This is a genomic window from Wolbachia endosymbiont of Onchocerca volvulus str. Cameroon (assembly GCF_000530755.1).
GTDB lineage: Bacteria > Pseudomonadota > Alphaproteobacteria > Rickettsiales > Anaplasmataceae > Wolbachia.
The window spans coordinates 448,406-472,315 of the sequence record NZ_HG810405.1 but is presented as its reverse complement, the minus strand read 5'-3'; the positions used below and the strand labels follow the sequence as shown (position 1 = coordinate 472,315).

The 23,910-nt window shown below is 32.1% G+C and carries 15 protein-coding genes and 2 tRNA genes; 14 read left to right on the top strand and 3 right to left on the bottom strand.

Annotated elements, in window-relative coordinates:
• Window positions 1-624: 624 nt before the first annotated feature.
• Window positions 625-924: an NADH dehydrogenase ubiquinone Fe-S protein 4 gene (locus tag WOVOC_RS01900; RefSeq protein WP_014869219.1), complete on the bottom strand. Its 300-nt coding sequence runs from the start codon at window positions 922-924 to the stop codon at window positions 625-627.
• A gap of 152 nt (window positions 925-1,076) precedes the next feature.
• Between WOVOC_RS01900 and WOVOC_RS01895 the strand changes: the two genes are divergently transcribed.
• The 8 genes from WOVOC_RS01895 to WOVOC_RS01865 all read left to right on the top strand — a co-directional run bounded on the left by WOVOC_RS01895 (window position 1,077) and on the right by WOVOC_RS01865 (window position 9,581).
• Window positions 1,077-1,721, top strand: a complete 645-nt coding sequence (locus tag WOVOC_RS01895; RefSeq protein ID WP_025264146.1) for an alpha/beta hydrolase — start codon at window positions 1,077-1,079, stop codon at window positions 1,719-1,721.
• 5 nt (window positions 1,722-1,726) lie between these two features.
• Window positions 1,727-2,545: an SDR family oxidoreductase gene (locus WOVOC_RS01890; RefSeq protein WP_014869217.1), complete on the top strand. Its 819-nt coding sequence runs from the start codon at window positions 1,727-1,729 to the stop codon at window positions 2,543-2,545.
• A gap of 562 nt (window positions 2,546-3,107) precedes the next feature.
• The gene (gene dnaE / locus WOVOC_RS01885) at window positions 3,108-6,443 is read left to right on the top strand and encodes a DNA polymerase III subunit alpha (RefSeq protein ID WP_025264145.1); all 3,336 of its coding nucleotides are present in this window, start codon (window positions 3,108-3,110) and stop codon (window positions 6,441-6,443) included.
• A 507-nt stretch (window positions 6,444-6,950) separates the two neighbouring features.
• Complete coding sequence (gene rpsF / locus WOVOC_RS04985; protein WP_410543193.1) at window positions 6,951-7,268, top strand: 30S ribosomal protein S6; 318 nt, start codon at window positions 6,951-6,953, stop codon at window positions 7,266-7,268.
• A complete protein-coding gene (gene rpsR / locus WOVOC_RS01875; RefSeq protein ID WP_025264144.1) occupies window positions 7,268-7,543 on the top strand; it encodes a 30S ribosomal protein S18 in 276 nt (91 codons plus the stop codon). Before rpsF ends, rpsR begins: the two co-directional genes overlap by 1 nt.
• Before the next feature lie 7 nt (window positions 7,544-7,550).
• On the top strand, window positions 7,551-8,111 hold the full coding sequence (gene rplI, locus WOVOC_RS01870) for a 50S ribosomal protein L9 (protein WP_014869213.1): 561 nt from the start codon (window positions 7,551-7,553) through the stop codon (window positions 8,109-8,111).
• 103 nt (window positions 8,112-8,214) lie between these two features.
• A complete protein-coding gene (purB, locus tag WOVOC_RS04485) occupies window positions 8,215-9,546 on the top strand; it encodes an adenylosuccinate lyase (RefSeq protein ID WP_081730865.1) in 1,332 nt (443 codons plus the stop codon).
• Window positions 9,509-9,581: transfer RNA gene (locus WOVOC_RS01865), tRNA-Met, on the top strand. Before purB ends, WOVOC_RS01865 begins: the two co-directional genes overlap by 38 nt.
• Before the next feature lie 4,868 nt (window positions 9,582-14,449).
• On the opposite strand, the gene WOVOC_RS01840 is transcribed toward WOVOC_RS01865, so the two are convergent.
• Together WOVOC_RS01840 and rpmG are read right to left on the bottom strand one after the other, a co-directional pair.
• A complete protein-coding gene (locus WOVOC_RS01840) occupies window positions 14,450-14,725 on the bottom strand; it encodes a helix-turn-helix domain-containing protein (protein ID WP_014869208.1) in 276 nt (91 codons plus the stop codon).
• 24 nt (window positions 14,726-14,749) lie between these two features.
• A complete protein-coding gene (rpmG, locus tag WOVOC_RS01835) occupies window positions 14,750-14,950 on the bottom strand; it encodes a 50S ribosomal protein L33 (protein ID WP_014869207.1) in 201 nt (66 codons plus the stop codon).
• A gap of 147 nt (window positions 14,951-15,097) precedes the next feature.
• Here rpmG and WOVOC_RS01830 point away from each other — a divergent pair, with 147 nt between their 5' ends.
• The 6 genes from WOVOC_RS01830 (at window position 15,098) to WOVOC_RS01800 (ending at window position 22,528) form a co-directional block, all read left to right on the top strand.
• Entirely contained in the window at window positions 15,098-16,870 is a 1,773-nt protein-coding gene (locus WOVOC_RS01830) for an Rne/Rng family ribonuclease (RefSeq protein ID WP_025264143.1), read from the top strand.
• A gap of 87 nt (window positions 16,871-16,957) precedes the next feature.
• Entirely contained in the window at window positions 16,958-18,877 is a 1,920-nt protein-coding gene (gene dnaK / locus WOVOC_RS01825; protein WP_025264142.1) for a molecular chaperone DnaK, read from the top strand.
• A 295-nt stretch (window positions 18,878-19,172) separates the two neighbouring features.
• Window positions 19,173-20,597, top strand: coding sequence for an Asp-tRNA(Asn)/Glu-tRNA(Gln) amidotransferase subunit GatB (gene gatB, locus WOVOC_RS01820; RefSeq protein ID WP_025264141.1), 1,425 nt, complete (start codon window positions 19,173-19,175; stop codon window positions 20,595-20,597).
• A 1,263-nt stretch (window positions 20,598-21,860) separates the two neighbouring features.
• Complete coding sequence (gene rplU / locus WOVOC_RS01810; protein ID WP_014869203.1) at window positions 21,861-22,169, top strand: 50S ribosomal protein L21; 309 nt, start codon at window positions 21,861-21,863, stop codon at window positions 22,167-22,169.
• 3 nt (window positions 22,170-22,172) lie between these two features.
• Window positions 22,173-22,442: a 50S ribosomal protein L27 gene (gene rpmA, locus WOVOC_RS01805; RefSeq protein WP_014869202.1), complete on the top strand. Its 270-nt coding sequence runs from the start codon at window positions 22,173-22,175 to the stop codon at window positions 22,440-22,442.
• A 9-nt stretch (window positions 22,443-22,451) separates the two neighbouring features.
• Window positions 22,452-22,528, top strand: a tRNA-Ile gene (locus WOVOC_RS01800).
• Window positions 22,529-23,910 lie beyond the last annotated feature (1,382 nt).

Genomic DNA, 23,910 nt, shown 5'->3' with positions numbered 1-23,910 from the left:
CTGCCAGAAGTTTCCTGGTATAAGATATGTTGAAGTTCTATGTTTACTAATTTATCATTAAAATAGACAAAGGAGTTATATTACTTATACGACCTGTTTTTGCTTCCTTGAAGAAACTTTTGTATAAAATGTAATCCATATCATACTTACTTAATTTCTTTTACCATTTATAATTGCAAATTTCAAACTTTAAATCTTCTTTCCCTTTTTCAATACAGGGTAGTAATAAAGGTGGCAAAAATGGTTTAGTGCTGTTACAGGATTTCACTAAGAGTTAGTATTTTATTACTTTTATCATACAACGATATAAAAGCAACTTTGGTAATTTTGTATGGTTTATCAATGGAGTCATCATATTTCAATATAAAAATATAAAAGAGTGATGATATACTACATTACTGCTCTTGATACCCTTTGTATATATTTCTAAGGTTACTTTTAAAATTAAGTAATTTTCCCTAGAACTATCTTTAAAAGGAGTTCATTTTCATTCACAAAAATCGCGCAATAAATTTACAGGTATCAGTGTTATAATAAGTTCTTCCTATCATCCAAGTAACTGACACTGTGGTGATACCATTTATGTACATAAAAGCATCCATAAGATTTAAACTACAATAAAACTTACTTTGATGTAAAATTACTTGCGTAAGATTTTGGTAACCTCCTAATACTTTTTGGCATTTCAATTATGAATTTAACGTTGCGTTTTTTTGCATATGATATTGCTTGTTCAAGGGAATTAAACTTTAATATGATTTGGTTTTTTGGATTTTTTGAACCTACCCACCCCATCAAAGGTTCAATATAATAGGAATCTGGCTTAATTTTTAGATACCAAAAACGTGTGTTACCCAAACCAGATTGGGTTGCAGTTTTTGTTGGTTTATAAATTTTTAAAACTGCTTTATCGTCGATATTCATAGTTTTTGTTAAATAAGTTTATAATATATACCTAAATAACCCGTTACACAAACATAATTTCCTTTTCTCATTAATAATGAGAACATTGAATATAGCTTTTACAAAAGCACAAATTAATGCTAGATAAAAGTATAAATACAAAAAGAAAAGAAATGATTGAACTTAAAGGTCCAGAAATTTGTGTGAGTGGAAATAAGAAAAATTTGATTGTTTGTTTACATGGCTGGGGATCAAGTGGTGATAACTTTGTTCATCTTGCTAAAGTTATGAGCAAGTCTTTACATGACTCGTGTTTTGTAGCACCAAATGCTCCGTTTGAAAGAGAAATAGGTGATGGCTATCAGTGGTTTAGTTTAGAAAATCGCAGTGAAGAAGCATTGTACAGTGGAGTCAAAAATGCCACGTTAATAGTAAATCATTTTATTGATACAAAATTGAAAAAGTTTGGCTTAAAAGATACACAGCTTTCTTTAGTCGGATTTTCTCAAGGGGCGATGCTTGCGATACATACAGCTCTTACCCGCACTCAATCTTGTGCATCGGTTGTTGTATATTCTGGTAGATTTCTTTCACCTTCAAAAGTTGCACCAAATATCAAGTCAAAACCTAATATGTGTCTTATTCATGGTGATGCCGATGATATAGTGCCTTTTTCTTCTCTTGACTTAACGGTTAAAGCTCTAAAGAAAAATGGAATAAATGTCGAGGGATACCCAATTCATGGATTAGGACATATTATCAATGAAGAGGGAATAAAATTAGGTGTAGAGTTTATTAAGAAAAATTTTAAAAATTAGTTTCTATGCATTTATTTTGTTTTGGTTATGGGTATGTAGCTAAATTTTTATCAAAAATTTTACTGAGTTTAGATTGGAAAATCAGCGGTACTTCGAAGAGTCAAGATGTACAAAGCATTAATCTTTTTAATTACAAAAAAGTAAGCAAAGATACATTTCAAGACGTAACACATGTCTTAGTTTCCATTCCACCGGATGGTGATGATGTGCTAGAGAGATATGGTCATTACCTTCAAAATATTAAATGGCTTGGATATTTGTCCACAACTAGCGTCTATGGTGATCACGCTGGTAATTGGGTTACAGAAGAATCTGAAACAAAACCTGTAGAAAGCAGAGGAAAAAGCCGCCTTAAATCCGAAAAGAAATGGCTAAATAGCAAGTTACCTGTACATGTTTTTCGTTTAGCTGGAATATACGGTCCTGGCAGAAACGTACTAGTTGACTTACAAGTTAATAAAGCAAGAAATGTGCGAAAAGAAGGGCATCTTTTCTCTCGTATTCACGTTGAAGATATATCTAATATTCTATTTTCTTCTATGCTGAATATAAAACCTGGAGAAATATATAACTGTGCAGACAATTTACCTGCTACACAATCTGAGGTGGTAACATATGCAGCCAAACTTCTAAATGTTAGCATTCCAGAGTTGATAGAAATTTCTTCTTTGCCAGATTATGCACAAAGTTTTTACTTAGGATCAAAAAAAGTGAGTAATATTAAAATTAAAAAGGATTTTAGTATCTCTCTAATTTATCCTAACTATAAGGTAGGACTGAAGAGTTTACATGTTAATGAGCTGAAGCCGCATACAATGGAATAGATAAGCCTAGAAAAGAGTTGTTTAAGTAGTTAATACTGACTTTAATTTTTCATAAAAATGTTACTTTTTGCATAAAGCAGTTACTTTTATGTTCACTAACTTAAGAAACTTTCGGGTCCTAACGCTTTAGTACTGAGATGACGTTTCTTGGATTTTAAAGCTATAAGTGTTTAAAAAGTTTGTTAAACAAAGAAAAAAGGTAAAAAAACACTGTAATAATTAGTCACTTGCTCTCTTATTCTATAAACTTGTATTCTATACTACCTTAAGTGCCTTATAAGCATATATTTTAGACTATATATAGGTAAAACCTTAGAAAAGGTGTAAAAATATAAGGTACACATAGTACAAAAAGTTCAATATTAAAACATAAACTACATAGTGCTTTCATCATTTAATTTACATAAACTGAAAATTAAACACTTTAATTTTATAGTAAAGGAACTAGCTAAGGGTTATTAAGGAATTTTTGTTGTTACTTTGAGTAAGCTTTCGTTTCCATGAAATTATATCCTTGTAAGTAAATTAATGGTATTCTTTTATTGCTGGTTTGAAGTTTTTTATGTTCATACACTTGCGTGTTCACAGTGTTTATTCATTGCTTGAGAGTTCAGTCAAAATTGAGGAACTGATCGGCCTTTGCTTGCAATATAGAATGCCAGCAGTTGCGGTTACTGATTCAGGTAACTTATTTGGCTCACTTGAGTTTGCAGAATATGCAGCAAGTAGAGGGATACAGCTAATAATAGGATGCAATATTATAGTTCGACAATCAGAACAAAATTTACCCATACTATTACTTGCAAAAAATGAGCAAGGATATACCAATTTGGTTACTTTAGTAAGTGATTCTTTTAGAAAGCGCAAAAACAGCCACGATATTCCTTATGCCGATTTTACTGAGTTATTAAGTTTAAGTTCAGGTCTGATCGCTTTAACTGGTGGATCTGATGGAATATTAGCTCAATTATTATTGAAGCAGGATAGGGAAACAGTAAAAAGACTGTTCTCAGCATTCAATGGTCATTTATATGTTGAATTGCAGCGTCATAGGCTTAATGAAAAATTAGAACTTGAAGAAGTCTTAATAGGCTTTGCTTATCAGCACAATGTACCACTTGTTGCAACTAACGACGTATTTTTTTTAAATAAATCTGACTATGAAGCTTATGATATATTAACGTGCATATCAGAGGTAAGTTATTCTTTCGAAAAGAATAGGGAAAAACCAACTACTGAGCATTATTTTAAGTCTGTGATAGAAATGAAGGAGCTATTTAGTGATATTCCTGAAGCAATTCATAACACTTTAGTGATAGCTAGGCGATGCTCTTACATGCCAAGAAGTAGGCAGCCTATTTTGCCCAAATTTCCTTGTCGAGAGAATAAAACTGAAAATGAAGAACTGAGGGAACAAGCAATTACAGGTTTAGAATTACGCATTGCAAATGAAATAGACATAAACATTGAGCAGTACTATGATCGCCTGAACTACGAACTGAGCGTGATAACCTCAATGAATTATTCTGGATATTTTCTCATAGTTTCTGATTTTATTCGTTGGAGCAAAGCAAATGGCATCCCAGTTGGTCCAGGAAGAGGTTCTGGTGCTGGATCAATTGTTGCTTGGGCGTTACAGATCACAGACCTCGATCCAACAAGATTTGGTCTGATTTTTGAAAGATTTTTAAACCCTGATCGTATATCGATGCCTGACTTTGATATCGATTTTTGTCAAGAAAAGAGAGACTTAGTTATTGATTATGTACGAAAGAAGTACGGTCATGTCGCTCAAATAATCACCTTCGGGAAATTGCAGGCAAGGGCCGTACTACGAGACGTTGGGAGGGTGTTACAGATGCCTTATGCTCAAGTGGATAAAATATCTAAAATGGTTCCGTTTAATCCAGTAAACCCTGTGACTCTGTCACAAGCAATAGAGCTTGATCAGAATCTGCAAAAAGAGCGAGATAGTGATGAAGTGATTGCAAAACTTCTTGATGTTTCTCTTAAGCTTGAGGGAATATATCGTCACGTTTCAACTCATGCTGCTGGAATTGTGATATGCGACCAAAAATTAGAAAACTTTGTTCCTGTTTATTACGATCCAAATTCTACTTTGCCAATCACTCAGTACAGCATGAAATATGTGGAAAAAGCTGGGCTAATAAAGTTTGATTTCCTCGGACTTAGCACATTAACACTAATAGATCATGTATGCCGTTTAATTAATCGTAATGGGGAAAAAATCAATATTTCTTCAACTTCATTAAATGATTACAGAACTTACAAAATGCTCTCAAAAGGTGATACAATCGGGGTGTTCCAGCTTGAAAGTTCTGGAATGAGAGAGGTTCTAATCAAGTTAAAACCAGACTGCATTGAAGATATTATCGCTTTAATTTCCCTTTATCGTCCAGGACCTATGGATAACATTCCAACTTACATTGCAAGAAAACACGGACTTGAAAAACCAGACTATATTCACCCTTTACTCGAAGAAGTATTAAAAGAAACGTTTGGAGTAATAATTTACCAAGAGCAAGTAATGGAAATAGCACGTATTCTCTCCGGATATAGTTTAGCTGAAGCAGATCTATTAAGGCGTGCTATGGGTAAGAAAATCAAAGAAGAGATGGATAAGCAACGTGAACTTTTTATCCAAGGAGCAATGAAAAATGCTGTTGATTATGACAGAGCAAGTTATATTTTTGATCTTGTTGCAAAATTTGCTGGTTACGGATTTAATAAATCTCATGCAGCTGCATATGCAGTGATATCTTACCAAACGGCTTACCTCAAGGCCAACTATCCATTAGAATTTTTCACAGCTTTGATGAATTTGAATATTAGCAACAGAGATAAGCTGAACTTGTTTTATCATGCTGCAAAACTTTGTGGGATTGCTGTTCTTCCACCTGACGTAAATAAGTCTCAAGCTCTATTTTCAATAGAGGGCGAATATATACGCTATGGTATTGCAGCTTTGCGTAATGTTGGTTCTTCTATAGCAGAGGGAATAGTGCACACAAATTCGAGCACTTATTGGAATATATGGGAATTCATTCAAAATTCGGGACATATAATAAATAAAAGAGCACTAGAGAGCCTAATTAAGGCCGGAGCATTTGATAGTGTGCATCAAAACAGAAGGCAGCTATATGAGTCAATAGACACATTGATTTACTTTGCAAATAAAAACAGACAACATAAGGAGTCAAATCAAGCTAGTTTGTTTGATAAACTTAATGTCCTAAAACCGAAACTTAAAGATGTGAAAGATTTCAATAAAGAAGAAAAACTAGAGCACGAGTTATTTTCACTGGGATTTTACTTAACTGATCATCCACTTAAAAGATTTAGAACTATTTTAAAAAAATTAAACATTGGATTTATTGGAGAGGGCAGAACGACAAAAACTGCTGGTGTAGTATTAAATGTACGTATGAGAACCTCAAAGCGTGGAAGATTTGTTATACTTACGCTCTCTGACCCATATAATGTTTCTGAAATAGCATTTTACAAAAATGAAGTAATAGAAGAGAAAAGAGGTCTATTTTCGCCAGGAACATTTGTTATAATTGATCTTGAAACTTCAGAAAATATAACAAGATTAGCAGGAAAGGATATATCTGAATTTACAGATAGAATCACTTCTGTAATAAAAAGACTAATCTTAACTGGACATGCAAATTCGCAAAAAATTGCTATGGAACTAAATTCAGTGTTAAAAAGTGGTGGCAGGACCAAGATAATGTTGAAACTCTTTTTTGAAAAATATAAGGTAAACATCTTGTTACCAGATACATATTTAATTACTCCTCAGATTGCTTATGAAATATCTAATTTAAGTTGGGTTAAAAGTATAGAGATTGATACAAATAGCTTGCCTATATAAAAAAGTCATATATAATAAAAAATTTGGTCAGTATCAAGGGAAGACATAATGAGTCTTTATGAGTTTACTTTTGTAGCGCAGCAGGGCTTGTTACAGCAAGAAGTAGAAGAGATGGTCCAAGAACTAGCTGTTTTACTAAAAAGTATTAAGATAGATGTTATTTTTCAAAAAGTCAAAAAATTTCTGGAAAATAACAAGCTTACGAAGCAAGAATTGGAAGCACGGTTTAATACTATTCAAGAAAGTTTAGTTAATTATTCCAACTTCTTAGAAAATTTTGCAAAAATTTTGTGGGTCGAGCTGGAAGGAGATCTTTCAAATTTGAAAGAAGTTAAATTGAAAATTGGTAAAGAGCTAAAAAGTGGGTTAAAAGATTTAGGAATGACACAAAATTTTATAAAGCTTTCGGAAGGTGGTAAGCAAGTTGCTAAGAGTATATTTATTCGTAACATAGCAAGTGCTTTAAAAGAAAGCATTTCAGAGAATCTAGCAAAGGTTCTTCAAGAAATTTTGAAAGATTGTGAAATAACAAACCTAGATCAATTAGATAAAACGTTGAAAGTGATTCTAGAAAATGTTGAAGCTTCAGGATTGATAAAATATGAATATTGGGGTCTTATAGATTTCGCATATCCGATAAATAAGATGAAGAGTGGCCATTACTGTATGATGTGCATAAGTTCTACCTCAAGTATTATGAACGAATTTATACGCAGAATAAAGCTTAATGAGAATATTATTCGCCACTTATCTGTACAAGTTGATAAATTTTCTGAAGGTAAATCTCATATGATAAATAAACAAGTTGAGGAGCAAAGTGCATAATGGTAAAAAAACGAAATAGTTTTAATGGTTCCTATCTATCTATGAATAATAGGACTGGGTTTAGGCGTTCTAAAGCTTGTCCTCTTGCTACATCTAAAGATGAGGATATAGATTATAAAAATACAGATTTGTTATCTAAGTTTACTTCTGACTATGGTAGAATATTACCCAGAAGATTAACGGGTGTGTGTGCAAGAAGGCAAAGAAAACTTCGTTTAGCAATTATAAGGGCACGTTTTCTAGCTCTTGTTCCTTATTGTACTAAAAAAGCTTAGGTGATTTATGTTGGTGATTTTGAAGGAAAACATAAGAACGCTTGGTAAACTAGGTGAAATTGTAAAAGTGAAGCCTGGTTACGCACGTAATTTTCTTTTCCCACAAAAAAAGGCAGTTAAAGCTACTAGGGAAAGCATAGCGAAGCTAGAAGAGCAACGTTCCTTTTTAGAAGAGGAAAATATAAGAAAATTAAATTTAGCAAAAGAGCTGGCAGCATCTCTTATCGATAAGTTTGTAATATTAGTGAAGCAAGCTTCTGAGGATGGTAAAATTTTTGGTTCTGTAACAACAAAAGAAGTTGCAAAGTCTTTATTGCAAGGACATGAAATTGATTACCGTAAAGTATCTTTTAATGGAGTGAAGGTAAGAAATTTAGGTCAGTATCAAGTGAATATAGAGCTTCATAGTGAAGTAGTGGTACCAATCACTGTGTATGTTGTTAGATCAGAAACAGATGCACATGAGTTGAGACAAGTAAAATTGCAAAGCCAAGAGTTGCAACAACAAGAGGTTGAGCAGAATTTAGGTAAAGAAACTGCTGATAGTGATAAAGTTGATCAAAGGTGATTCTGGTTACGACCACAGAAAAATGCTTTTTATAACTAAATTAGTATCATTCCAGCATGTAATCTTGGTTCTTACATGCTAGAAATAAAACGGAGGTCGTTTAATGATTCCTCGCTATAGTTGTGAAGAAGTATCTGCCATCTGGAAGGAAAACAATAAGTTTAATATATGGCTTAAAATAGAAAGATTAGTATGTGAGGCTCAAGCAGAGTTAGGAGTAATTCCAAATGATGTTGCTAAAAAACTTTCTGGTGCTATCAAATTTGATATTGAACGTATTAATGAGATTGAATCCACTGTAAAACACGATGTTATAGCTTTTTTAACGTATGTTGCTGAAAAAGTAGGAGTTGACGTTCGTTATCTTCATTATGGTATGACGAGTTCTGATGTATTGGACACATGTCTTGCTGTACAGATGAAAGAATCGTGTGATGTTTTACTCAAGAACTTAAAGAATTTACTTAAAGTATTAAAGAGAAAAGCTGAGGACTACAAAGATACTGTGTGTGTAGGACGTAGTCACGGAATGCACGCAGAGCCAACAACACTCGGGTTAAAATTTGCTAGGTTTTATGCAGAGTTTAAACGCAACTATCAAAGGCTAGTCAATGCTCAAAGAGAAGTTTCAACTTGTAAAATATCAGGTGCAGTAGGAAATTTTGCAAATATTGATCCATTTGTTGAAGAATATGTAGCAGGGAAAATGGGACTTATACCTGAAACCGTGTCATCTCAAGTAATTCCTCGAGATAGACATGCCATGTTCTTTTCAGTTTTAGGAGTAATCGCAAGCTCAATAGAAAATGTTGCCATTGAAATTCGTCATTTGCAAAGAACTGAGATTGGAGAAATTTCCGAATATTTTTCTACTGGGCAAAAAGGAAGTTCTGCTATGCCACATAAGTGTAATCCTATTTTAAGTGAAAATTTAACTGGACTTTCACGTTTAATACGTAGTTATATATTTCCTGCGTTAGAAAATGTTGCGTTATGGCACGAACGAGATATATCGCATTCGTCCGTGGAAAGATGCATTGTTCCTGACGCTTGCATAGTGATGGATTTTGCTTTGGTGCGATTAACAGATTTAGTAGATAAATTGGTGATTAATAAAGAAAATGTTGAAAAAAATTTAAATTCTTCAAAAGGATTGATTTTCTCACAGCGCATATTACTTGAATTAGTGCGGAGTGGTCTAACAAGAGAAAAAGCATATGAAATCGTTCAAAGGAATGCAATGAAAGTAAAACGAGACAATAGTGATTTTTTGTCTGAATTAAAACAAGATAAGTCTTTATTTGAAGTTATTGACTCTGAAAAGCTTGAATCTTTGTTTAACTTTGAATATTATATAAAATATATAGATCATATGTATAGTAGGATTTTTAATATTAGGCTGAGTAGCTCAGTTGGCAGAGCAGGAGGATCATAATCTCTTGGTTGTGGGTTCAAATCCCTCCTCAGCCACTAGTTGTGTCTTATGAGCTTTTTTATATAAATCCACTATAATAGATTACTTTAACATCTTATACATATGACACTAACTCTATGAACTAGCCAATAAAAAAATACTTAAAATGGCTATACTATTTAAGTAGTAAGTAATTTATATTAAAAGGATAATCCTGATTAATTTGAGAAAAATAGGAAAATTTATGATAATTTTCTATTTTAAAAAGCCGTCCTTCTCGTAGAGAGAGTTCTTAATTTTTTCTAAACAGAGCAAGTTTTAGGAATCCTAATTTTTGAAATAAGTAATAACTATCTTGTTTAGTATTAGATTGTAAGCTACAAATAATTTTTCACCGTAAAAACAGAATTGGTACCAGTAAGAGAACATAGTGTTTGCAAGTTCGTCCTATACTTTTTTTCCTTCCACCTAGCTAACAAACGAATATAGAACTTTTGCAGTATAATTCTAACTATTGTAATAGTAAAAAAAATTGAATAAATCAACATTGGCTATGTTTTCAAGAGGAGCTCTAAGAATTTTTATCAGTATATTAACTGGTACTGATTCTGAAGGCTCATCCAAGTTAGCAATGAGATTAGAGCATCTTTATTTGATCTTTACTAGTTTTAATAATACCCATACTAAGAATATTACCATAACAGACCTTAATTCTAGGTACGTGTACATTGTTCTTAGCAAAAGTTGATTTCTTTCATGATTTAAGTTCTTTCTTGATAAGAGAACAGGACTATGTACAAGCTATACAATGAGTGTTGTAATATATTATGAAATAAAGAAAAACATCATGGATTATAAGAAACTTTGACTTAAATGGTAAGAGTTTTATTAATTTCTTTATTTTAATAATAACCTCTATTCAAGTCAATAGGAAACGCTATTTTAGGCAATAAAACTTGTAGAACTAGTGATTTGTAATAGAGTCTACCTGTTCTCAGTTACTTTTAGGTAATAAAAAAATATTTAAACACTTTGAGAAGAAAATCGTTTAGGATAAAAGAACCGAGTTAGCTCTCATTTTTCACTCTGACTTCCAGGCTAATTTAACACTCCTTAGAAACTTATCGAATTAATCAACACTTGTGGTAGTAAATCTATTATCTTTTCCAATAAGCATAAGTTATGTGAACTATATTAGACTGAACTATTGAAGTTCATTATTACTGAAACAATTTTCAAGATGGACGGAGCATCGCATCAACAGAGAAAATTTTTTAATCTTAGCAAAGAACGTAAAGCCTTCTGTATTTAAATGAAACACATTCAACAGGTATTATTGGACATAATAGGTACTGCTTCTCTACCGTTAACCTTTAAAAAAATTCCACATTTAGTTTCAGACACTGTTAGTAAAGTCTTATGATACTTTAGTACATATGTTGCTTGTTCTAATATTATAAAGGATTATCTTATCAATAGGTGTAAGGATTATTTATTTATTCAGTTTCTCTTTTTCCAATGATCATGATGCAGCAGCCAAAGCCTAAGAATTTAGTACAAAACATCTTGCTGATCAGGTAGTAGCTTATTTTTTAAAGCTGAAAACTTGAGAGACAAATTGTGAAACCTTGAATTTAACACAGGTAACTTAGCTACACAATTATGCTGACAATTTTAGGTAGCAAAATACAATGATGAGTTCAAAGGAAGAGCTTTTGAAACAAGAGTTAATTACCTTTGCTACATGCAACCTGTTTTTCCTAACACATCAAGATTACGTATTATACTCAGTATGAATAACACTAAAAGTAACGTAAATTATTCAATAAATATTCTTTCAAAAAACATAAACTACAACTTTGTATTTCGTCATGGATATGATGATTGGTCACAAGTTTTTCTACCTTCTTATAAATGAATGATTTTTTTAAACTTTCCACTATCGTTTAAATCTTAGTTCTTTTGAAAAAGAAAATCTAGATCTGTCAGAGGATAGTATATCTATTAGTATTAGGTATGTTCTCAGACTAATGAAGCTAACCTCCTTAAGTGGAAAGTTGAATATATTTACCAACGTTCAAGCTTTTATCAATTTTCTGAGATTTGACTTTGTGATTACGCAAAAATCACAAATAGATTAAAAGCAACGATACAAAGCTTTAAGATGGATACGTGTAAGCAAAAAATTACACATTTTCTCAATGTGGCTGCAAAAGAAGTACATATAAGGTAGTTTTTTAGCAAAGCAAGCTCATCCTATTATTGAAAATTTGTTTTTTTGGATTTTATCCACGATATGCTTGAGATTTGAAAACAGATATAGAACATGTTGCAAAGAGAAGTTGAATTCATCTTAGGCAAGATAGAAACGCTAGATCTTAGTTTTCACGCCTTGTCATTTTGAACTTACCACTCCAGTAAATAAGAAGTTTAAAAAATAGTAAAAAAATCATACAGTAATCCAGATGTTTTCGCTTTCCTTTTACATTTACTGAGTAGTTCATCCAATAAATGAACTAGAATTTTTATGAAGTCCTCATTTACCTGTACTAACTTATTAGTATTTACCTAAACAAGAATTGGAAAGCTATCTACCTTACCTAGAGCTAAAAGGGTGTTTTTTTAATTCATAAGAATTTACATTGTATTTTCCAAGCACAAGTGCATTTATCAGGTATCTTGGAAATTTGTGACAAATTTGGTAATTAAATAATTCTTTTGCCTGATCTGAAAAGAATAATTCAAAGACTATGCAAATAAGGTCAATGCTACTTATAAAATATTTTCTTTGAAATTTTGAGTAAGTGCGGATATTTCAAAAAAAAACAGGCTAGTGTTAGTAAAACTATTGTAAGCAATTATCTTTGCTTGTAAGTTTGATATTTATATTTCAAAATTATCTAGACTGAAGCTATTCTAAGTACAATATAGTGATCAAATAAGCGGCTTGATTAACGTAAATATTAATAAAAAAGTTTCATTCATAAAGAATATCTATCTTCTCACTTAGCAACATTGTTTAGCAATGGATAATATCGATATTGATAAGATTAGGTTTGCTTAAAATACATAACTTAATTATAGAAGGTGCTAGAGAAATTTTAGTTAACAGAACTCTATGCTGATGATTGATCTAATCAAAAAAACTTATCATTCCGAGAGTTCTAGTTGCCAGATCTACACTTTATACAGTCTAATCACCGTTGCTAAATCTGAAAGCTCTACGTGCTAGAAATGCTCCTATTCTAGGAATGGTTCTAAACGGATCACCTAGTTTCATGGATAATTTTGAAGCATAGAATTGTCATGACGGAGTAAAGGTCTTAAAGCATCAGTACTTAAATTATAGCTGATCAATAACGAAACATCTAATGCAAATACCTCTCTCGAGTAAATTAAAGAGCCGTTTCATGGTTAAATAATGATGAATTTAAGCAAATATAATAAAAAATTACATGGTATCCTTTTATAGTAACTGAACTTCCAATTGCGATTAAGAAAACTAGTGAATCACATCCATGGTGATAAAATAGTAAGTTACATCCGAATCTGATTTCCATTTGGTAAGTAAATTTGCACACTCATGCTCACTACAGACTGTCGAAGCCATATATCAACAGAGTATAACTTTTGAGTATGTAATTTTGCAAGATTCACCCATAACCATTATAGTAACTCTTCGCGAAAAGTTGAAAACTTTATGCATTTTTAAATCCATTATTTTCTGTTTTTAAAGAGCCTTTTCCTGGAACCTGAGACGGAGATGAAGGAATAGAAAATAAAGAAAAACATTCCTTTGAATGTGCTAAGGAGTTACTTATACACCGGTTCTCGCAAAATTGCTGTATTAGCCTTTAGTACAGGAGCAGTGGTATAAAAATATGCCGTCCAGAGTTTATTGAAAAAGTTGTTAAATTAGTACTTAATATGGAATCTTAACAATCTATGACAAAGTTATAACTGGCTTTAGATAAACGGTACTTATTTTATTTTCGAACAAGCTTAAATCATATAATGCTTTTTATGTACCTTCAAAGAATTATAACTGGAGATTTTCTTCTACTTGTTCTTACAATTACTATCGAAAAAGTCTACTCAGCGTTTTTAAGTGAGCCTTTTATTGAGGCATTTACTCATGATCACCCTTACACTGCTAATTTCTTGGTTTGTGCAGTTACAATTGTTTCTTTTTCATAGGATTCATAATATATTCATATATCCAAAAAGGAACTAGTAAATATTTATCAAAAGCTTGTAGAAACATTCAGCATGTACGTAGTACTGATGTGTAATAGCAACTTTTGATGTTTATGATATGCAAGTACTGAAGATAAAATTTTCAGGGCGAAGGCTTTTAATTAGTCCTTTATAATTCGGTTTATTTATTATCATCTTTTCAATAACAACTTTAGGACTTGGAGAAGCTTCTAATAATATTAGAAGTATCACCTTCACTAAGTACATCTTAATTCTAGTTTATATCTTCAAGAAGTAACGCACGGCAGTATATAAAAATAGAAAAACTATATATAGAAATTTAATTAAAGCTAAAGATAATAAAAATCTTTTACTGACTCAATTTATCCTGTAAGTTTTTTATAAATTTATCAACTAGTATATGCCTTTACATAAAAAAAGGTTGATAAAGAATGTACCCAGTAAACTAGTTTTATCAAGCTAACAAGCACGTGTAAGAAAAGTTCGTTTTTTACGTTATTAACTCACTCAAGCTAAGGTATATCAGCAAAGTATTCAAACAAGTTATAGAGCTGTAAATGTATCCCGTTTTAAAATATAATAATACAGTGTTCTTATATGCTTGATCTATTGTTAGTAACCTAAAAAACTATTAAGTATAGATTTTGGAAATTCTTGTTAGTATTATCGGCATATCTTCCTAAATAAGAGCGAATAGGAAACCTTATTATATAGATTTAGAACTATACCTTATTTCCATATCTATATCTTGACCAAGTGCAACTAGTAAGTTAAACAGGTACTCTAAAGAAAACCCTTCGATTTTTGACTTATTAATTTGAGATACTTTAGGTTGATCAATTTTTAGAGCAGTTGCTGCTTTTTTTTGTGTTCTATATTTCTTACTTATTAGCTGTGCGATAACCTTCATTAATTTCAGTTTTGTGTCTTTTATGTCACCCAACTCTATCACTATTGGATAACTTAATTGTAAATTTTGCATGACAAAAAACTTCCTTATAGAAAACTACTTTAATTTTTCTTCCTTAAACAATACATGCTTTCTGGCTACTGGATCATATTTCCTAAACTCTAGTTTTCTAATGAGCTTTTTTGGATTACGCTTTTTTGTGTAAAAATAGCCCGTTAATTTTTCTTCACCGGTACTTGTTTTTTTAATTGCACTACTAACTAGCTTAACAAGCAAAGAAACATTCTTTTTTGCCATACTTAATAAGTATAAGTTCCTTTTAAGTTTATTACAAGAAACACTAAAAGTCAACTATTTTGTATCCTTTAAACAGTATAGATCGTAAGATTCTTGACAATCTACGGTATATTAATAATATAGAGTTAAGTTTAGAATGAAAGGCAAGTGGTAAATAATAGTAAAAGGTTACTATTGATAGAAAATTCTATCTGCTCTGATGAAGTAAGGGTTGCTTTATCAGTCAATAATAAGGTTGTAGAGTTTGAACAAGAATTTAAAGAGAAAAGGCAGTTAAGAGGAAATATATACGTTGCTTATGTAAAGCGTATAAAGCCTTCTTTGCAGGCTGTATTTATTGAATATGGAAAAAATAAGCAAGGGTTTTTATCTTTTTCCGAAATATCTCCAGATTATTTTAATATTTCAGAAAAAGAAAAGGAAGCTTTTTTTGAAAGTTGTTCAAATGGTGATTACACAGAGGAAAATAGTAGTGTATCAACAAATGTTTCTTCAGATTCTGCAGCTAATAAAAATATTAATGAATCGAGTAGTAGCTTTGTAAGGGAAGTATCTTTGTATAAGAAGTACAAGTTACAGGATGTTATTGCGGTTAATCAAAAAATATTAGTTCAACTGACTAAAGAGGAACGAGGTAATAAGGGAGCTTCATTTACAACTTACATAACTTTAGTGGGTAGATACTGTATTTTCATGCCCAATTCCATGAGCAAAGGTGGAATATCTCGCAAAATTGAAGATGCCAATATCAGAAAGCAATTAAAGGACATACTTGATTCAATAAACTTGCCAAAAAAGTCATGTTTAATAATAAGGACCATTGGCTCAGGAAAAAGTAAAAAAGAAATTGAGCAGGATTATAATTATCTATTTTCACTGTGGCAGAACATTCAAAAAAATGCTTCCTCTACAAATGTTCCATCGTTGATCTATAACGAAGCAGACTTGATTATGAGATCTATTCGTGATTTTTGTAGCAATGATGTGGAAATTATAGTATCTGGAAAAGAAGCTTTTGAAGTAGTAAAACAATATACTGAAAATGCATTAAAGGGTAGTAAGTTACGCTATAGGCTGTATAGAGGTTTTGTTCCGATATTTACTTACTACGGAATTGAGGATCAAGTTTCTGAGCTATATAGCAATAGGGTAAAATTACCATCTGGTGGGTCTTTAATAATAACTTTAACTGAAGCGTTTGTTTCAATAGATGTAAACTCGGGGAAAATGATGGAGGAAGATAGTATAGAAGAAACAGCTTATAGAACCAACATGGAAGCAGTACCTGAAATATCAAGACAAGTAAATTTAAGAGGCTTGTCAGGGTTAATAGTAGTAGATTTTATTGGTATGTTAAAATATCAATATTGCAGAGCTGTTGAATTTGCCGTTAGGCAGGCATTTAAAGATGATAAAGCTAAAGTTCAGTTTAGCTATATAAATGACTTTGGTTTAATGGTATTTTCAAGGCAAAGGATTAAACCAAGCATACAGGAAATCAATACTATAGAATGTTTACACTGTAGGGGAGTTGGTAAAGTAAAATCAAATGAAGTAATTGTTGCATCAGTATTAAGAGAATTACAATATGTTGCTAGTAGAAACCGAAATGGATCATTTGATTTATTGGCACATAGCTCAATTATTACACACATTTTTAATAATAAGCGTGATACAGTTTCTACGATTGAAAAAGAATTCAATATTAAATTGAACGTTAATGCTGATAATAATTTAAGTGTAGATGCATTCATTTTAAAACGAGGAGATAATGTTAATTTAAATGATTGTAAGCCACTGCAAAATTCTGGTTATAAAACCGAGGGTAACGACAATGAGAAGGTTAATTACTCAGGTGGATTGCAAAATAACTTTTGGTTAACTAGATGGCTTTCACGTCTTTTGAGCTCTAATAGCTAACCAGAAATCCTGAGTGGGACTTGTAATTGGCAAGTTCCATACTTATATATCCTTATGTTAAGTAATATTTACAAGGGAGTATTCATTATGGGGAGAGCAATAGGTATAGATCTTGGAACAACAAATTCTTGTGTTGCGATAATGCATAGTAAAGATACGAAGGTAATAGAAAATAAAGAAGGAGCAAGAACTACTCCATCCATAGTTGCGTTTACTTCATCAGGAGAGAGATTGATTGGCGCTCCTGCAAAAAGACAAGCAACTACAAATGCAAGTAATACCTTTTTTGCTACTAAGAGATTAATAGGCCGTCAACATAGTGATCCTGAGATAAAAAATCTCAATGTTCCATATAAAGTGTTTGCAGCAAAAAATGGCGATGCATGGGTTAAAACATCTAGTAATAAAGAATACTCTCCTAGTCAAATTGGTGCATTTATACTGCAAAACATGAAAGAAGCAGCGGAAGCTTATCTTGGAGAAGAGGTAAAGGATGCTGTAATAACAGTGCCAGCATATTTTAACGACTCACAACGCCAAGCAACAAAGGATGCAGGAAAAATTGCTGGGTTAAATGTACTCAGGATAGTTAATGAGCCTACTGCTGCAGCACTTGCTTATGGTCTTGATAAAAAACATGGACACACAATAGTAGTATATGACCTTGGTGGTGGTACATTTGATGTTTCAATACTCGAAATAGGTGATGGGGTTTTTGAGGTAAAAGCAACAAACGGTGATACTCATCTTGGCGGTGAAGACTTTGATGATGCAGTAGTAAGTTATTTATTGGATGAGTTTAAAAGAAATACTGGCATTAGCTTAAGAAATGATCCGATGGCTATGCAGAGGGTCAAAGAAGCTGCGGAAAAAGCGAAAATTGAGTTATCAAGCGCAATGGAAACAGAAATAAATCTGCCGTTTATTACAGCTGATACAAGTGGCCCAAAACATTTAAATATGAAGTTAACAAGGGCTAAACTTGAAAGTTTAGTGAATGATTTAATTAAAAAGACTATGATCCCTTGTAAAAAAGCTCTTGAAGATGCTGGTATATCTGCTAGTCAAATCGGTGAAGTGGTGCTTGTTGGTGGCATGACTCGTATGCCAAAAGTAATTGAGAAGGTTAAAGAATTCTTTGGCAAAGATCCACATAGAGGAGTAAATCCTGATGAAGTTGTGGCAATTGGGGCTGCAATACAAGCAGGAATTGTTCAAGGTGATGTAAGAGATGTGTTATTGCTTGATGTGACACCACTTTCTCTTGGTATCGAAACTTTAGGGGGAGTATTTACTCCACTTATTGAACGTAATACTACAATTCCTACTAAAAAATCTCAGATATTTTCAACTGCAGAAGATAATCAAGCTGCTGTTACTATTAAAGTACATCAAGGTGAGAGGAAACTGGCAGCCGATAATAAGTTGCTTGGCCAATTCAGTTTAGAAGGAATACCACCTGCTCCTCGTGGGATCCCTCAGATTGAGGTGACATTCGATATAGATGCGAATGGAATAGTACACGTTTCTGCAAAAGATAAAGCTACTGGGAAAGAGCAAAAAATACGTATTCAGTCTTCAGGTGGTCTATCTGATGACGAAATAAGTCGTATGGTGAGAGAAGCTGAAGAGAAAGCACAAGAAGATGAGGAGCGTAAGAAATTTATTGAAGTAAAAAATCAGGCAGATAGTCTAATTCATCATACAGAAAAATCTTTGAAGGAATATGGTGATAAAGTTTCATCAAGCGATAAATCTGCTATTGAAAATGCGATCAATGAGTTAAAGGAAGCTAGCAAATCTAGTAACGTTAATGACACTAATTCAATACAGCAGAAGATTACTAACCTCTCTCAATTATCTATGAAGCTTGGAGAAGTTATGTATAAAGAATCTCAACAACATGGTGGAGAAAACTCTACTAGCTCATCCACATCAAATAATGAGGAAGGAAAAGTGGTAGATTCTGATTATCAGGATATAGATAATAAAAAAGAGAATAAATAGAGGTGTGTTTGATTTTTTGTCGTTCCAGTATTATCTAGTTTGGTATTTAAGTTTATCAAATAAAGAAAAAGGTGAATGGAGCCTTACTCACTATCTGTTTTCAGTGTTGACGATACTGTCTTAAACACTTTATTGTATAGTAGAAAGAAACCTGTGGAGGTTGTCAAGTAGTTTTTGCGTTTTTACCTAAAATTGTAATATCCGTTTACAACATGATGATCTTAAATCATAAGTTTTATTTTGACTTTTTATGCTAATTTTACAGAATATTTAAATTATTATTTAAATCAAATGCATGGCAAAAGAGAATTGGGAGGCAGTAATCGGACTTGAGGTGCATGCTCAAGTTTCCTCTAAGACAAAGCTATTTTCTAGTTCATCAACTAAGTTTGGTACTGAGCACAATACTCAAGTTTCTCTATTTGATGCAGCAATGCCAGGTACACTACCAATACTGAATTACTACTCTATAGAACAGGTGATACGCACCGGCCTTGCACTTTCCGCAGAGATTAATAAGTGCTCTTACTTTGACCGAAAAAATTATTTTTATCCTGATTTACCACAAGGTTACCAGATAACTCAATTTTTTGAACCAATAGTTAAGAACGGCATAGTGTTTATTGATAGTAATGAAAAAGGAATAAGAATTGCAAGGATTCATTTAGAGCAAGATGCAGGAAAGAGCATCCATGAAAAAAGCAAAACTTACGTAGATTTAAATCGTGCAGGAGTTCCTTTAATGGAAATCGTTTCAGAGCCGGATCTTAGGTCATCTATAGAAGCTGCAGAATTTATGAAAAAATTGAGGCAGATTTTGCGTTACATTGGTTCATGTGATGGTGATATGGAAAAGGGTTCACTTCGTTGTGATGCAAATGTTTCTGTGCGCCCAAAAGGTAGTAGCACATTTGGCACTCGTTGTGAAGTAAAAAACTTAAATTCAATACGTTACATTATTCAAGCTATAGAGTATGAAATACAAAGGCAAATTGAAGTTTTAGAGAATGGTGAAGAGGTAAATCAAGATGCCTTATTGTTTGATATCGCTTTAGGAAAAACAAAAGTGATGCGGAATAAAGAGGATGCAAGCGACTACAGGTATTTCCCTGAACCTGATTTATTGCCTATCGAAGTAAGCCAGGATAAAATCGACTCTATTAAGTCATCTTTACCAGAATTACCAGATCAAAAAAAACTACGATATATCAAGGAATTGGGTATCAGCGAATATGACGCGGACGTCATTATTTCTGATAAAGCAATTGCTGATTACTTTGAGGAGTTAACAAAAAAGCACGATTCAAAGCTCGCAGTTACTTGGCTAACCGTAGAACTTTTAGGTCGTTTGAATAAAGCAGATATTGATATTACGAACTCTCCAGTCAAAGCAAATGCCCTATCAAAACTTTTGGATTTTATCGTTGATGAAACAATATCCGCTAAACTTGGTAAGCAGGTTTTTGATATTATGTTTGAGACTGGTAAACCTGCATCTCTTATTATAGAAGAGCAGGACCTGAAACAAATAGCTGATAAAGAACAAATATCAAAAATTATCAGCAAAATCATCAATGACAACCAAGATAAAGTTCAAGAATACAAAAGCGGTAAGATAAAATTATACGGATTTTTTGTTGGCGAAGTTATGAAACTTACTAAAGGAAAAGCTAACCCTAATGTTGTGAATTTGATTTTAAGTGAAAGATTAAGTAATTAATTACTTATATTAACAACATATCTTGTAATACTTTTAAATCTATGCTCTGATATCTGTATATTGGAACTTATAGGTTGATTACTTTTTTCACTATTTATTGATATTATTGACAAAATTATACAAGGTTGGAGATATCTAAAAATTACTCTACCTGGGACATAAACCGTTGTCTTTACCTCTTGGTATTACCTATCAAGAGTTGTATTTAGGTGTCATTTTCTACGTGTTATGGGGTAAAAAACGTCCTTGCTACACAGAATTTGAGCTAATTTCAGGTCTTGATGATGTTGTTTTGCAGTGTAAAAGAAACAAGTCAAATAGGATAGACAAAGAAACAGCATGGAGATTTATACAAATCAAGTACACATAAAATAGAAATGCAAGAATCTATATAAGTAGATTATTAACAAAAAATGGTAAATTTAGCTTAGTAAAATATTTTATTGCTTGTTTAAAAAAGCAAGAGTAGTAAAAAGTTCAATGTGAAATAAAGAATTTTATTATTGCTACAAGCATTGATTTTGATCCAGTGGGATTTAACACAATATGAAGTAAGGAGACTGAGAGTAATATTAAGTAGAAAGAATCAAGGAGAGAAAATTTAGTTTATAAAGATAAACATAGAAGGTAAGTTCCTGGATATAGGTAATGCTAGAAGTGGCAATAGGGATAAGGTGCAAAAGAAAGATAAAAAAAATAGGGAAAGATTTTAATGGTAATTAAAAAATTGATAAATTATAATACAATGTGAGGTATATTATACCTACAATGAACAAAAATATACGTCATTACATTTGCTTGTTAAAAGTAGCAATTGTAAGATAATTGGCGCATATTAAAAGATATGGAAAGAAAAAATTCTTGAGTAGATTTAATGATTTAATTATGTTGTTGATGCTGAAGATAAAAGATAATTAGATGTAGCACAATGTCTTATTAAATAAAGATACCTAATATCAACATTAAAGATAAAAATAACAACACTCCGCTATACTTGGTTGATTAAGGAAAGCAAATTACATAGCAAAAATGTTACCAACACATAACATGAATGTTGACGCTGAAAATAATGAAAGTATGACAAGATTATATTGTGACGTGAGACATAACACTAAGAGCTCATGGAATTGCTGTAGCTTATGGTACATTCGTATATTTACTGGAGGCGTTTAATGTAACTTAGGTAGAATCATTTGTCTTGACAGCATATATGACATCCTTTACGATTACAATCAAAATTAACAGTAAAAGTGTATATTTGATATGTTTGCAGTGATTGAAACAGGCGGAAAGCAGTACTTAGTAAAAAAGGGTAGTGTGATAAAAATAGAAAAATTAGAGGCTGAGGAAGGAAAGGAGGTAGAGGTCGGTAAAGTAATTTATCTTTCAGATAACGATTTATCTTATTCACTTAATGCCACTGTTAAAGCTAAAGTACTTGAACAACGTAAAGAAGAAAAGGTCATAATTTTTAAAAAGAAGAGAAGAAAAAATTACCGTAGAAAAACTGGCCATAGACAGCATGTGACTGTTCTTTGCATTAATGAAATTAACTTCAAGGGTAAGAGGTAGGATATGGCAACCAAAAAATCAGGTGGTAGTTCCTGTAATGGTAGAAATTCTGCAGGTCGTAGGTTAGGAATAAAAAAAAACGGGAAAGTTACTCCTGGTAATATAATTGTCCGTCAAAGGGGAACAAAATTTCACCCTGGAAAAAATGTTGGTATGGGTAAAGATCATACGATTTTTGCTAAAGTGGAAGGCTGGGTTAAATTTAGAAAATCAATGAATAAAAAAACTTTTATTGACATTTTGCCTGCGAATAATGTGCAAGTTTCAGCTTGAGTAAATCAGGGGTCTGTAGCTCAGCTGGTTAGAGCACACGTCTGATAAGCGTGAGGTCGGAAGTTCAACTCTCCCCAGGCCCACCAATCTTTTTTCTCTGAACTTTTCTCTATAATTAGTTTGCTATAGCTCAAAACCTGCTACAATAATAACTTTTACTTCTCAAAATATTCATTTTTCAAAAGAATAATCGCTTCCTTTCAAATTTCCTTTTTTTCTTCTCTTTTGCTACTACTCGCTACACAACAAAGCCTGCGACTGATATATCACTATATAAAGCCTGGTTTACCCGATTTCCCTGTTTTTTTATTTTCTTCTAATCAAAACTAGAAGTTAGAATAATTTTGCAGATTTAAAGTGACAACAGTATGATATATTCACCAGTAAGAAGTATTAAATAAAAACAGTGTGACAAAAAATATTAGGAACTTGGCTGTCCACTGTTAGATCATTTAGATGAGTCTCATGTTTATCATCTGCTTTCTTAGACAATTAGCTTCCTAATCGGATTAGACCAGTAAAAAAATCAGCAATGAGCTTGTTGCTATAAAATTAATTGCTTCTTTCAAACCGGCTTTCCCAATAAAAATTGTTTCTATGTGTCTGCTCTGCTTCTTCAAGCTTGCGTTTCAAGCCTTCAAAAAAAATTGATCTTATTCTTACATTACTCTCCTATATTCTCTCTATTTTCCAAGTCACAAAGATATTCTCTAGTATTAAAATTGTATAACAATACTCTAGATAACCAGACCAAGCTCCTTATCTTATTCTCCTAGAAATTAACACTTTACCTTAATCTTGTTTGCTGAAATTTACCTATCTTCACTGAATGATTTACTATTAACTTTATTAACACCAAAGTGTTCGACAAAGTAAGCCTTTGCCCCCTATTTCAAAGTTAGCAGATTTTACTCATTTTCTATAATTTCCATAAATTGACCGGTACTTTCAAATCTAAAGATGGATACTGAATTACTATTAAAATAAGCAAGTTTATTACCAGTCCTATTATAAATAGGAACAATGTGATTACTTGTACTAAGTGAATAGCAAAATTACTTTTAGTTTCAGTTTATAGCTTGATGCTCACTGGGTATCTTATAACTAAGCCTGAATTAGGCTCAGATGTAAACTGTTCGTTAAAGTCTATCTGTTTTTCAAAGTTATTAAGTAACTTACTCAAAGCGAAAGTTTCTCTCACTTTTTCGATGTTCATTTACCCTGTGGCGATACGCTTATGAATTTTAGTTAAGGTTTCTAAGTTTTTTAGAAGCAATTTGCTGCCTTGTGATAATAAAGTTTGAAATAAGCTACGTGTAATTACTGTATGTTCACTATACATTTTAGCTCCATGCTCCTTTAAAAAAAGTAAATTAGAGAACTTATTTTATATCTGCATTAAAAATGCTACATAAAAACCTTTCTTGTTGCTTTTTCTTAAAATGTGTTAATAGTATGATATAGCTTT